This window comes from Hyphomicrobium sp. MC1 (assembly GCF_000253295.1).
Classification (GTDB): domain Bacteria; phylum Pseudomonadota; class Alphaproteobacteria; order Rhizobiales; family Hyphomicrobiaceae; genus Hyphomicrobium_B.
The window spans coordinates 2,617,173-2,630,016 of the sequence record NC_015717.1; the positions used below are offsets into that span (position 1 = coordinate 2,617,173).

A 12,844-nucleotide genomic window follows, 5' to 3' on the forward strand; every position below is an offset into this window, starting at 1 on the left:
GCCTTCGACACGCCTATGGCGTGCTCGGCCGAGGACGAAGCAATTAGATCAAGGCGCGAGCGCTGCAGCGGAGGCGGCGTTGGGGGCGTCGCCGTCGTCACGTTCGTAGCCGGACTTCAGCGCCGAGCCGTCGCGGCCGTAAATGTCCTGGCGGAATTGCACTTCACCGGTCGAGGGCTCGGCCCAAGCCGTGATGTAGACGAAATGAACAGGCACGGGACGCGTCAGCTTCAGCTCCATCGGCTGGCCGAGGGCGAGCTGCTTGCGGACGCTGCCCGGCTCTCCCCAGCCCGGCTCGTTGTGCGCGATCCAATCCGCCAGATCGACGACATTCTGCACGCGCACGCACCCAGCGCTGAAGGGACGGCTGCGCTGGTCGAACAGCGTCTTCATCGGCGTATCGTGCATGTAGACGCCGTACTGGTTCGTCATATCGAGACGCAGCAGACCGAGAGCGTTCTTCGCGCCGGGGTCTTGCCGGAAGCGATACGTTGCCGTCTGCGGCGACGACCAATCGACGGTTTTCGGATCAAGCTCTTGGCCATTACCCGTATAGACGCGGATGCCTTCATCGGAGAGGTAGCCCGGCTCTTTCTTGAGGCGCGGAATAAGGTCCAGCGTCGCGATGCTCTGCGGCACGTGCCAGTATGGATAGAAATTGATGTTCCGGATCATCGCCGCAACTTCGGGGGTTTCGCGCTCGGGGCGGCCGACAATAGTGCGGAAACGCAGCTGCACCTCGAACTTGTCGACGGCTTCAGCCTGGAACGCCGGGATGTTGACGAGGACGTAGCGCTCCTCGACGTTCTGCATCAGGCCCTTGATGCGATCGTAGTTGAGCTTCAGCTCAGCGAGGCGCTGCTCGGCCGTGATGTTCAAAACCGGATAGACAGAGCGCTCGATGCGACCCGTTTCGCGTAAGCCGTTGCGCTTCTGAAAATGCTTCACGGCATCGGTCAGCTCGGAATCGAACGTCGTCGAGTCGTAATAGGTGCTTTTGCTGGAGAGATCGCCAGTGATGCGAAGACGCTTGCGCAGGATCGGCACGCGGTCGTCGTCGTCGCCCTCGCGCATCATGCGGCCGGGCGGGACCAACGGCCAGCCGCCAGCGTTGACGATCTGCTGATAGTGTTCGATGGCCGCGGAAATCGCATTCAGCATCGTGTCGCTGCGCCAGGGCGTCGAGTCCGGCCGCAGATCGTCGAGCCGCTGAGGCGCGCGGTCAATCGGCGCGCTGTTGGTGCTCGTATCGGCGCCGTAGTTTCGCTGCAGCTGCTCCCATAGGCTTTGGGCGTGGCCGGTCGTCACGAAGCTTGGGACGAATTGGGCGAACGCAACGACGGCGCCAAGCACCGCAGCTCTGACAACAGAAGCCCCAAACCGCGTTGTCGAAATCAAATCTTTCATCCCCGCTTGTCCGGCTACCTCTCGACGCGCACGATAAATAATACGCACCCGGCCGGCTTGCAGCCGCACACCGCCCTCAACCGCCGCCGTCGTGCTATTTCAGCCACTTACCTGTCATCACGCATATGGCCAAACAGTGACGCGTTTCCAAGCCGTTTCCGTCTCGATCTGGCTGCGAAAGCTGATGCGATGTGGCATACATGCCGCGCGCAGGCGGGCCGGGTGTTGCTACGGCGCCGATCGGGAAAAATGGTCGTATCCAAACCGCTCAATCGCGATCGGGGTTCCGTCTGCATCGACGATCTGCAGCGAAATGTTCGCGTCGAGTGCACCAAGGTCACTCACGGCGATGCCTGCGGCTTGCGCCGCATTTCTGAAATCCGCGATCGCCGCCGGGGGTACCGCGACCAGCAATTCGTAATCGTCGCCACCGCCGAGGATCGTTTCAGCGACGGCTGGATCATGTGCCCGCGCCGAGGCTGCGGCCTTGGACAAAGGTATGAGATCGAAATCAAGCCTCAACCCCAGGCTGCCCGCAAGCCGGGCCAGATCTTTCATCAGGCCATCCGAGATGTCGAGCGCGGCGGATGCGTGGGCGCGCAGCGCTTCGCCGAGCGCCAGCCGCGGCGTCGGGCGCAAGTAGCGGTCTTCGAGAAAGGCGCGCTCATCGGCCGTCAGGTGCGGGAACGCCGCGGGATCGGCATGAACGCGCAGGCCCAGCGCGGAATCCCCGACTGTACCAGTGACGAACACGTGGTCGCCCGATGCCGCGCCCTGGCGACGAACGAATTTGCCCGTCGGCACCGCTCCGATGATCGTCACGCCAATCGAAAGCGGACCGGGCGTCATGTCGGTATCGCCGCCGATCAGATGACAGCCGAAGCGATCTTGCGCGGCGTGCAGGCCATTCGCAAAGTTGCTTATCCATTCCCGCGTCGGCGGCTCGGGGAGCGCGAGGTTCAGCATGTAGGCAATGGGCTTCGCGCCCTTAGCGGCGAGATCGGAGGCGTTGACGGCGAGCGCCTTCCACGCAATGTCGGCAGGGTTGTCCGTCGGAAAGAAATGCACGCCCGCGATGATCGGATCACTCGTGAAGACGAGATCGGTTTCGGGCTCTGGCGCAATCAGCGCGGCGTCGTCGCGCAGTTCAAATGCGCCCGGCGCGCCGCGCGTCAGCGGTGCGAGGTAGGTCTGGATCAGATCGGTTTCGTTCGCGATCCGATTGCCCGAGGCAGACATTTTCGACGGCGCTGGCGGCATGCTCTCAACCCAACGCTTGGCTGCGGGCGAGACGTCTCAGGACGACGGCGTCACGCGCTTTGAAACGAATTCGTGGCCGCGAACGCGCCGCGCTAGTTTGTCCAGGATACCATTGACGACGCGTGGCTCTTCCTCGTCGAAGAAGGTATGCGCGACGTTGACATATTCACTGATGGCGACGCGCGCGGGAACGTCACTGCGGTCGAGAATTTCGGCGACGCCCGCACGGAGAATGGCGCGCAGGATCGAATCGACGCGTACGAGCCGCCAACCGGCTGCGAGCTGCTCATCGATCATCGGATCAATCTCGCGCTGCCGACGGATCACTGCGCGCAGGATGTCGGCGAAGAAAACGCGATCTGCGGTCGCCAGCGTCTCGTTGCGATTGTCGCCTTCGAAATGCTGCTCGATGAACTCGGCGATGACGTCGTTTACGTCCGTGCCCGCGACATCCATCTGATAGAGTGCCTGGACAGCCGAAATGCGCGCAGCCGTGCGCGGCGTTATTTCTCCGACCTTTGGTTTGCCCTTGGCCGTCATACCTGCACGTCCCAGAATGCGCGTTTCGTCTCGATGAGGCGGAGGCACGCGCGCATGGCATCGCCGCCTTTGCCGTTGATGCCGCCTTCGGCGCGCGCCAGTGCCTGAGCGCGCGTTTCGACGGTGAGGATAGCATTGCCGACGGGAATGCACTGCTTCATCGCGACATCCATCAGCCAGTGATTGGCGTTGTTGCAGACGATGTCATAGTGGCCCGTTTCGCCTCGAATGACACAGCCCAAAGCGATGGCGCCGTCAAAGGTGGCGCGGCCGGCTGCGCGCGCTTCGGCGGCAGCAGCAAGCACCTGCGGAATTTCAAGCGCACCCGGAACGGCAACCCGCTCGAACGTGACACCGCGCTTGGCGCATTCGGCTATGGCGCCTTCGATCAGCAGATCGGCAATATCTTCATAGAAGCGCGCTTCGATCAGGAGGACGTGGGCGCGAATCTGGCCGGCGCCCTTGTCATCGTGCGGCGCTGCTGGCGTTTTCTGAACCATGGCTCGGGCTACTCGATTTTCCGTGTTCCGGTGACACGCAGCCCGAACGCCTCGAGGCCCACGTACACATGTTGCGGGGACGTCGTCAAAAGCACCATGTCCTTGACGCCGAGATCGGCAAGAATTTGCGAACCGATACCGATTTCAACCTGACGGCGCTCCTTGCTCGCATCCGCCACCGCGCCCGGCGTCGACCGACGCGAAATCCATTCGGAAACGGACTTCGGACGAAGATCGCGGATCAAAACGATGACGCCGCGGCCATCCGCTTCGACAGCGCGCATCGCCTGCTCGATGGCGGTGCCATCTTCGCAATGCTGGTCGATGCCGACGACGTCGGAGAGAACATTGACGGCATGCACGCGCACGAGAACCGGGCCGCCCTTCGAAAGGTCGCCCTTGACCAGCGCCAAGTGTTCGCCGGGCTCGACCGTCGTATCGTAGACGACAAGATTGAAATCGCCGGCCGCCGTCGTCACCGGCGTCTGGGCGACGCGCTTGACGATGCGATCATTCTTCAGGCGATAAGCGATGAGATCTTCGATCGAACCGATCTTCAGCCCATGGAACTGTGCGAAGGCTGTCAGATCGGGAAGGCGCGCCATCGTGCCGTTCTCGTTCATGATCTCGCAGATCACGGCCGCCGGATTGAGCCCGGCAAGCTTGGCGAGATCGATCGAGGCTTCAGTGTGGCCGGCTCGGACGAGAACGCCACCTTCGCGCGCGATCAGCGGGAAGACGTGACCGGGCGAGACGATGTCGTTTGCCCCTTTCGTCGGATCAATGGCGGTCGCGATGGTGCGGGCGCGATCGAACGCTGAGATGCCCGTCGAGATGCCTTCGCGGGCTTCGATCGACGCTGTGAAAGCCGTGCGATTGCGCGAGCCGTTGTGGCGGACCATGTAATCGAGATTGAGTTCGGTCGCGCGCGTCTGCGTCAGCGACAGGCAGACCAGTCCACGGCCGTACTTGGCCATGAAGTTGATGGCATCGGGCGTCGCCATCTGCGCCGGGATGATGAGATCGCCTTCGTTCTCGCGATCTTCGGCATCGACGAGAATGACCATGCGGCCATTCTGCATGTCTTCGATGATCTCCGCGATCGACGACAGGACGCTGTCGCTGCGCACAGTCCGTAGGTTTGAAGGACCCGACATTAGGGGCGAAACTCCATCAGCCGCGCGACGTAGCGCGCGAAAACATCCACTTCCAGATTGACCAGATCGCCGGGGGTTTTCGCGCCCCAGGTCGTCACCGTCAAGGTATGCGGTATGAGATTGACGCCGAACCGGGTTTCCGCAACCTCATTGACGGTCAGCGAGGTTCCGTCCAACGCGACCGAACCCTTGGGCGCTATATAGCGGGAAAGATGCTCGGGCGCTTCCAAAAGAAAGCGTTTGCTGTCACCGTCCGGGGTAATTGAAATAATTTTGGCGACGCCGTCGACGTGCCCCGAGACGATATGCCCGCCAAGCTCGTCGCCCGCCCGGAGCGACCGTTCCAAATTGACGCGGCGGCCAGGCTGCCAGCTGTCGAGGGTGGTTTTGGCCAGAGTTTCATTCGAGACGTCGACGGTAAATTCGGCACCGGCCGAAATTGGTCTGATGTCCGTCGCCGTCAGGCAGACGCCGTTGCAGCAGATTGAAAGGCCTGTTTCTTCCGGCTTCAGGGGATAGGCCGTCCGCAGCGTAAAGCAGCCGCCAGAGCGCGCTATGACCTCGCCGACATCGGTGATCAATCCAGTAAACATGCGATCAGCGTCCTTCCCTATCTGCAAGGCGACGATAGCGCCACATCGTATCGGTGCCGATTGTCCGTCGTTCGACTGCGGTCATTCCAAGGTCTCCGACCCACCGCCGCATGGCCCTGTCGGCGGCAACGTCTGATGGGCTGCCCGCCATATAGAGCACGACCTCGTCCGCCAGCGCTGCATCCGCGAAGCCGCGCCAGATTGCCGGGCCGCCTTCGACCAGGAGGCGGGTGATGCCGCGCGCGACCAGCGCCTCCATGATCGACGGCAGCCATAACGTGCCGCCGACGACGCCGACGTCGATAACCTCCGTGCCGCCGTCGGCGATGGCGCGTTTCTTCCCAGCGTCGCTTGCCGCCGACGTCATCAGCCAGACGGGAACGTCGCGAGCACTTTTGAAGAGCTTGGCTGCGAGCGGCAGATCGAGCGAACGCGAAAGCACAACGCGCACCGGCGAGCGATCCATGAGGCCCGGCAGGCGGCACGTCAGCTCCGGATCGTCGTCCCGAACCGTGGCGCTGCCGACGAGGATCGCGTCAAACTCCTTGCGCAGAAGCATGCCGTGACGGCGGGCTAGTTCGCCCGTGACCCAGACGGGCGCAGAGCCCGAGCCGCGCGCGATTTCGCCGTTGGCATCGAGCGCGAGTTTCAGAGTGACGAGTGGGCGGCGCTCGGTGATGCGGACGATGTGGCCGCGCGTGATCCAGCGGGCTTCCGACACGCCGACGCCGCGCAAGACTTCGATGCCAGCATCGCGGAGACGATTGAGCCCCCGGCCCGCTACGCGCGGATCGGGATCTTCGATAGCGACGACGCAGCGTTTCAATCCAGCGGCAACAATGGCGTCGGCGCATGGCGCAGTACGGCCATAATGCGAGCATGGCTCCAGCGTCACATAAATCGTCGCGCCACGGGCTTTATCGCCGGCGAGCGCGATCGCCTGAGGTTCTGCGTGCGGGCGGCCGCCGCGCGCCGTCGTGCCGCGCGCGATCACTTCCCCGGTTTCTTCATTGACGATCACAGCGCCGACGGATGGATTAGGCGCGGTCGCACCAAGCCCGCGCTCGGCCATGCGCAGCGCAATCGCCATCATCTCGGCGTCGAACGCAGAACTTTTTCCTCGCGACATGTGGCTTAGTGCTTTTTCTCGGCGGCAAGCTCATCGAGCACGGGCGTACCGAACCGTTCGTTAAGATCGAGCGGATCGTGTGTATCGCTCGCGAGTTCGCGTAGGACGGCGTGAAAATCCGCCGCATCGCGGAAGTCGCGATAGACGGATGCGAAGCGGACATATGCGACCGGATCGAGGCCGCGCAAGGCTGCCATGACGAGTTCTCCGATCTCGGCCGAGGTAATTTCGGTTTCGCCGGAGCTTTCGAGCTGGCGGACGAGACCCGACACCAAGCGGTCGATGCGTTCGGGCTCGATGGGGCGCTTGCGCATCGCGACCGAGATCGACTTCGAGAGCTTGTCGCGATCGAACAGAACCTTGCGGCCGGAACGTTTGACAACCGTCAGCTCGCGCAACTGCACGCGTTCGAACGTCGTGAAGCGACCGCCGCAATCGGAACAGATACGCCGACGCCTGATCGCGGAGTTCTCGTCCGACGGCCGACTATCCTTGACCTGGCTATCCTCGCTTCCACAGAAGGGACAGCGCATCCCGATTGCTCCTTAATTCAACACGTGCGTCGTATAGCACGGTGTGGCGCGTTATCCCTTACGGAAGCGCAATTGTGAACCAAATTCATATGGGTGAAAGAGTTCAGAGAACTCAAAGCTTCGGTTGCCGGTTCTTAGGCCGATTCTGCTTTTTAAACTCCTCACGGGCCTTTTCGACGGCCTGGATATGCGTCTCAACCCACGAATCAAGCTTGCGCATTGCGTCGGCCAGGGAGTGGCCAAGCTCAGTCAGTTCGTATTCAACATGAGGTGGGACTTCCATGCGATCGATGCGTCGCACGAGCCCGTTGCTCTCAAGAGTACGCAGAGTTTGAGTCAGCATTTTTTGCGAGACGCCCTCAACCAGCCGCATGAGTTCGCCGTTGCGCATTCGGCCGCGGCGTAACGCGGGCATGACGAGTAGCGTCCATTTGTCCGCCACGAGTTCAAGCAGGGCGCGCGACGGGCAAGCTTCCGCATAGATGTTTGCAGCGAGAGAACCCCGCTTTTCTGCATCGTCCTTCAATCTCTTCAATGGATCGGTGCTTGGCATGTTTTAATCTATAGTTACCAAAAGGTGCGTACTTTACCGTTAGTTCCCACCCCGTATATGCGACCTCGGCAGATCGCAAGTGCGGAGAACGCTAAATGACTACTATCGCTGTCGTCTATCACTCTGGATATGGCCACACCGCCGTCGTCGCCGAGCATGTGGCCAAAGGTGTAGAAACGGTCGCGGGCGCCACAGCCCGGCTTTACAAAGCTGACGACCTGACCGCCTCCGACCAAGGGCCTTGGGACGAGCTTGCGAATGCGGACGCCATCGTGTTCGGCGCGCCGACATACATGGGCTCGGCTTCCGCCGTCATGAAGCAGTTCATGGATGCTTCCTCGCAGGTTTGGTACACGCGGGGCTGGAAAGACAAGATCGCGGCCGGCTTTACGAATTCGGCGAGTTGGTCGGGCGATAAGCTGTCAACGCTCACCCAGTTAGCGGTTTTTGCCGGTCAGCACGGAATGGTCTGGGTCGGCACGGGCATGATGCCGGGGTACAATTCAACGACGACTACGCCCGAAGCCATTAATCGCCTGGGATCGTTTCTCGGCCTCATGACGCAAGCGAATGCCGACGAAGGCGCTGATAAAGCGCCACCACAACAGGACAGGAAGACGGCGGAACTCTTCGGGGCCCGCATCGCCGAAGCTGCCACGCGCTGGAAGAAGGGCGCGTAAAGCCCGATCGCTCGGCTTCGCAGACATGAAAAAAGGCCGTGGGGCGAGCGCCGCACGGCCTTTTTCATTACATCGCGCTTAAGCGTAGATCGGGAAACGGGCGCAGAGCTCCGTCGCCTTGGCCTTCACGGCTTCTTCGACAGCCGCGTTGCCTTCTTCGCCGTTCTTCGACAGACCATCGAGAACTTCGGAGATCAGGCGTCCGATCTCCTGGAACTCGGCGACGCCGAAGCCGCGCGTGGTGCCGGCAGGCGAGCCAAGACGAATGCCCGACGTGACCATCGGCTTCTCGGGGTCGAACGGAATGCCGTTCTTGTTGCAGGTGATGTGCGCGCGGCCGAGCGACTTCTCGGCCTTGTTGCCCGTGATCTTCTTCGGACGAAGGTCGACGAGGATCAGGTGCGTGTCGGTGCCGCCCGAGACGAGCGCGAAGCCGTTCTGCACCATGACCTCACCAAGAGCCTTGGCGTTGTCCATGACGTTCTTGATGTAGACCTTGTAGTCCGGGCGCAGCGCCTCGCCGAAAGCGACGGCCTTCGCAGCGATGACGTGCATCAGCGGGCCACCCTGGATGCCAGGGAAGATCGCCGAGTTGATCTTCTTCGCGATATCTTCGTCGTTCGTCAGGATCATGCCGCCACGCGGGCCGCGCAGCGTCTTGTGCGTCGTCGTCGTGACGACGTGGGCGTGCGGGAACGGGCTCGGGATAAGGCCAGCGGCCACGAGACCGGCGAAGTGGGCCATATCGACGAGGAACGTCGCGCCGACTTCATCGGCAATCGCACGGAACGCTGCGAAGTCGATCTTGCGCGGATAGGCCGAACCGCCGGCGATGATGATGCGCGGCTTGTGCTCGTGGGCAAGCTTCTTGACCTCGTCCATGTCGATGAGGTGCGTGTCCGGCTTCACCATGTAATGGACAGCGTTGAACCACTTGCCCGACTGGTTGACGGGTGCGCCGTGCGTCAAGTGTCCGCCGGCAGCGAGCGACAGGCCGAGGATCGTGTCGCCCGGCTTCGCCAGCGCGTTGAAGACGCCCTGGTTGGCCTGCGAGCCCGAATTCGGCTGAACGTTGGCAAAACCGCAGTTGAACAGCTTCTTGGCGCGGTCGATCGCGAGTTCTTCGGCGATATCGACGTATTGGCAGCCGCCGTAGTAGCGCTTGCCCGGATAGCCTTCTGCGTACTTGTTCGTCAGAACGGAACCTGCAGCATCGAGCACAGCCTGAGACACGATGTTCTCAGATGCGATCAGCTCGATTTCGTGCTGCTGACGTCCGAATTCCTTCTGGATGGCGGAGAAGACCTCGGGATCGGTCTCCGAGAGGTGCGCCTTGAAGAAGCGCGACGTCTGCGAGTTTGCTGCGGCCGGTGCAGTCGACATTGAGCTTTCCCCTGATTTTGGAAATGTTTTTGTAGCGCTGGCGGGGACCGTTAAGTCAAGCCCGGCCGGACGCGGGTTCAACCATAGTAAGGGCTCAGGCGCCAGGGCTCAACACCCCACCCGGGCGCGTAATATCGGCGCGGATGGGGCTTTTGGCTCAAAGGGGTAGTCAGGTCCTGCTCGGCGAACCCGCCCTATTCGGCGGCTTCGGCGAGGCTTTCCATCAGCGCCAGCGGGCACTGACACCACAGCTCGGACAGGGCGTTAACGAGGTGATCCATGTCGGCATCGGTGTGATGCGGCGACGGCGTCAGGCGCAAACGCTCCGTACCGCGCGGCACGGTTGGGTAGTTGATCGGCTGGACGTAGATGCCGTAGCGATCAAGGAGAACGTCCGTCAGCGCCTTGCAGCGCACCGGATCGGCGACGAGCACCGGCACGATGTGGCTCGGCCCCTGGATGACCGGAAGGTCGGCCGCAGCGAGCTTGCGCTTCAACGTGCGGGCACGTTCCTGGTGCGCCTCGCGCTCAGCGCTGCTCGACTTCAGGTGACGGATCGAAGCAACAGCACCAGCCGCGATGGCGGGCGCCAAAGACGTCGTGAAGATGAAGCCCGGCGCGTAGGAGCGAATGGCATCGCAGATGGTTTTCGAGGCAGCGATGTAGCCGCCCATGACGCCGAAGCCCTTAGCCAGCGTGCCGTTGATGATGTCGACGCGATCCATGACTTTGTCACGTTCGGCGACGCCGCCGCCACGCGGACCATAGAGGCCGACGGCATGCACTTCGTCGAGATACGTCAGAGCGTTATATTTCTTCGCCAGATCGCAGACGGCGCCGATCATGGCGACGTGGCCGTCCATCGAATAGACGCTCTCGAAAGCGATGATCTTCGGCGTCTCACGCGGCACCGTTTTGAGTTTGGCTTCGAGATCGGCGAGATCGTTATGGAGGAAGATCTGCTTCGGTCCGCGGCCATTGCGAATGCCGGCGATCATCGAAGCGTGGTTCTTTTCATCCGAGAAAATCACGCAGCCCGGAAAGAGCGTGGCCAGCGTCGATAGGGCCGCTTCATTGGCAACGAAGGCCGAGGTGAAGACGAGAGCGGCTTCCTTGCCGTGGAGGTCGGAGAGTTCGTTTTCGAGTTCGACGTGATAGTGGGTCGTGCCGGCGATGTTGCGCGTCCCGCCCGAACCGGCACCAACGAGGTCGATCGCTTCGTGCATGGCGGCAAGCACTTTGGGGTGCTGGCCCATGCCGAGATAGTCGTTCGAGCACCATACGGTAATGGGCTTGGCAGCCTCGCCCTTGATCACTTCGGCTTTGGGAAAGGAACCTCGGCGGCGCTTCAGGTCGGCGAAGACGCGGTAGCGGCCTTCTTTCTTGACGGCATCGAGGGCATCGGAGAGCTTCTGCTCGTAATTCATCTTCTGGTTTCCGCTCCCAAAAGCACGACGTTCATTTTATTTTTCAGCCTTTATGGCCCCGGAGGGCACAAAGAACCAGTGCCGTTTCGTCGCGCAGTTGCATGAAATTTTGGTCAGGTTCAAGGACTTTCTTCAACACCCAACGCTCCTGCCCAGAACCTTTGCAATTATTCTAAAGCACCACAACCAACCTTGAGGCGCATCAAACCATACCGAGGTATGTAGACCGTTCTCTGAACTAATATGAGGCCGCGATCTCGCCGACGCCGTCCTTTTGATAGATGTCGCGGCGGAACTGGACGACCCCGTCGGCCGTGGCCCAGGCGCTAATGTAAACAAACAGCAGCTGAACGGGTTTTTTCAGCCGGACGTCCATCGGCTTGCCTGATTCTTTCATTTGCTCGATCCGGTCGGCATTCCAGCCGTTTTGTCCGGCAAGCAACCACATCGCCAGATTTTCGATGTTGTGAACCCTGATGCAGCCCGAGCTTTCGGATCGGAAATTCCGCCCGAAAATGCGGTCGGACGGGGTGTCGTGCATGTAAACTGAGTGGGCGCTGTTGAAATTGATCTTGAGGAACCCGAGCGGGTTCTCCTTGCCGGGCTTCTGGCTATAGCGGTAGGTGCCGGGCTTGACCTTGTCCCAGTCGATTTTAGCCGGATCGACTTTCTTACCGCTGCCGTCGTAGGCGTCGATCCCGAATTTCAGCAGAACGTTCTGTCCCTTCTTCTGCATCTGCTGACCGCGCGGAATCAGATCCTCAGCGATGACCGTCGGCGGCAGGCGCCAGGTCGGATTGAAGCTCAGATCGGTGATCGGCGTGCGCAGCAGCGGTGTCGGACGATCTTCCTTGCCGACGACGCCGGCATAGCGGGCAACAATCTGTCCGTTCTCGACGGCTTCGATTTGGGCGGCAGGAATGTTCACGACGACGTACTTCTTCTGCGTCGTCGGGATAACTTCCTGGAGGCGCGCCAGATTGGCCTTCAATTGCTTTAGGCGTACGTCGGCAGGCACGTTCAGCGCCATGATCGTGCGCTTGTCGGCGATGCCGGTCGGGGTCAACCCGTTCGACGCCTGGAACCGCTTCAGCGCCTTGTCGACCTCGTAATCGAAATAGGTCGAAGTTGTATTGCCGCTCCGCAAATCGCGAGACGCTGCAAGGCGTGCCCGGAGAAGCGGGACGCTTGGATCGGTCGTGCCATACTGCAGCAGGCTATCGCGCGGCGTCTTGTTCGGCGGCACCGGAAGCTGCGGCCAGCCGCCCCGGCTGACGATCATCAGATACTCACGGACGGCCATCTTCGTCGCTTCGATGTTCGCCTTCGCGAGCGTGGCGAAGCCCTTCGGCGGGTTGGCTTCCCACTCGCGGACGAAATCGGGGTCGGTCGGATTGGTCGAGAGCGAGGAACCTGGCGCATCGTTGCCGGTCGGGCCGAAATTGATCCAGCCGAAGCTCTGGGCGGCGGCACTTCCCATGCCGGTCCATGCGGCGGCGGAAAGCGTCACGAAACCGATACCGACCAGCAGTGGCGCGATTCTGCGGGCGGTTGAGCCCGCCCTGGCAAATGTCGATCGCCCGATATGCACGTCGTCCCCCTGCCCCTCGCCTTGGCGGCTTTTCTCAGGGACAGTCTAACCGAATAACTGGAAACGAAAAAGGACCGCTCCGGATTTAAGG

The 12,844-nt window shown here is 61.5% G+C and carries 13 protein-coding genes; 1 reads left to right on the forward strand and 12 read right to left on the reverse strand.

Annotated features, from left to right (window positions below; genetic code table 11):
* Positions 1–48: 48 nt before the first annotated feature.
* The 9 genes from HYPMC_RS12785 to HYPMC_RS12825 all read right to left on the reverse strand — a co-directional run bounded on the left by HYPMC_RS12785 (position 49) and on the right by HYPMC_RS12825 (position 7,672).
* Entirely contained in the window at positions 49–1,407 is a 1,359-nt protein-coding gene (locus HYPMC_RS12785; RefSeq protein WP_013948382.1) for a murein L,D-transpeptidase, read from the reverse strand.
* Positions 1,408–1,635: 228 nt separating this feature from the next.
* Positions 1,636–2,667 (reverse strand): thiamine-phosphate kinase, encoded by a 1,032-nt coding sequence (gene thiL, locus HYPMC_RS12790; protein WP_013948383.1) that lies wholly within the window; start codon positions 2,665–2,667, stop codon positions 1,636–1,638.
* 36 nt (positions 2,668–2,703) lie between these two features.
* Positions 2,704–3,207, reverse strand: a complete 504-nt coding sequence (nusB, locus tag HYPMC_RS12795; RefSeq protein ID WP_013948384.1) for a transcription antitermination factor NusB — start codon at positions 3,205–3,207, stop codon at positions 2,704–2,706.
* On the reverse strand, positions 3,204–3,707 hold the full coding sequence (gene ribH / locus HYPMC_RS12800; protein ID WP_013948385.1) for a 6,7-dimethyl-8-ribityllumazine synthase: 504 nt from the start codon (positions 3,705–3,707) through the stop codon (positions 3,204–3,206). Before ribH ends, nusB begins: the two co-directional genes overlap by 4 nt.
* An 8-nt stretch (positions 3,708–3,715) precedes the next feature.
* On the reverse strand, positions 3,716–4,864 hold the full coding sequence (gene ribB, locus HYPMC_RS12805; protein ID WP_013948386.1) for a 3,4-dihydroxy-2-butanone-4-phosphate synthase: 1,149 nt from the start codon (positions 4,862–4,864) through the stop codon (positions 3,716–3,718).
* Entirely contained in the window at positions 4,864–5,457 is a 594-nt protein-coding gene (locus tag HYPMC_RS12810; protein WP_013948387.1) for a riboflavin synthase, read from the reverse strand. Before HYPMC_RS12810 ends, ribB begins: the two co-directional genes overlap by 1 nt.
* Positions 5,458–5,461: 4 nt before the next feature.
* On the reverse strand, positions 5,462–6,586 hold the full coding sequence (gene ribD, locus HYPMC_RS12815; protein ID WP_013948388.1) for a bifunctional diaminohydroxyphosphoribosylaminopyrimidine deaminase/5-amino-6-(5-phosphoribosylamino)uracil reductase RibD: 1,125 nt from the start codon (positions 6,584–6,586) through the stop codon (positions 5,462–5,464).
* A 5-nt stretch (positions 6,587–6,591) separates the two neighbouring features.
* Positions 6,592–7,119: a transcriptional regulator NrdR gene (gene nrdR, locus HYPMC_RS12820; protein WP_013948389.1), complete on the reverse strand. Its 528-nt coding sequence runs from the start codon at positions 7,117–7,119 to the stop codon at positions 6,592–6,594.
* A gap of 112 nt (positions 7,120–7,231) precedes the next feature.
* Positions 7,232–7,672 carry a helix-turn-helix domain-containing protein gene (locus HYPMC_RS12825; protein WP_013948390.1) on the reverse strand — a complete coding sequence of 147 codons (441 nt, stop codon included), beginning with the start codon at positions 7,670–7,672 and terminating at the stop codon, positions 7,232–7,234.
* 95 nt (positions 7,673–7,767) lie between these two features.
* Here HYPMC_RS12825 and HYPMC_RS12830 point away from each other — a divergent pair, with 95 nt between their 5' ends.
* Positions 7,768–8,352 carry a flavodoxin family protein gene (locus HYPMC_RS12830; RefSeq protein ID WP_013948391.1) on the forward strand — a complete coding sequence of 195 codons (585 nt, stop codon included), beginning with the start codon at positions 7,768–7,770 and terminating at the stop codon, positions 8,350–8,352.
* A gap of 78 nt (positions 8,353–8,430) precedes the next feature.
* On the opposite strand, the gene glyA is transcribed toward HYPMC_RS12830, so the two are convergent.
* The 3 genes from glyA to HYPMC_RS12845 form a co-directional block, all read right to left on the reverse strand.
* Complete coding sequence (gene glyA, locus HYPMC_RS12835; RefSeq protein WP_013948392.1) at positions 8,431–9,735, reverse strand: serine hydroxymethyltransferase; 1,305 nt, start codon at positions 9,733–9,735, stop codon at positions 8,431–8,433.
* Positions 9,736–9,929: 194 nt separating this feature from the next.
* Complete coding sequence (gene hemA / locus HYPMC_RS12840) at positions 9,930–11,162, reverse strand: 5-aminolevulinate synthase (RefSeq protein ID WP_013948393.1); 1,233 nt, start codon at positions 11,160–11,162, stop codon at positions 9,930–9,932.
* 238 nt (positions 11,163–11,400) lie between these two features.
* Positions 11,401–12,753, reverse strand: a complete 1,353-nt coding sequence (locus HYPMC_RS12845; RefSeq protein ID WP_013948394.1) for a L,D-transpeptidase family protein — start codon at positions 12,751–12,753, stop codon at positions 11,401–11,403.
* Positions 12,754–12,844: the final 91 nt, after the last annotated feature.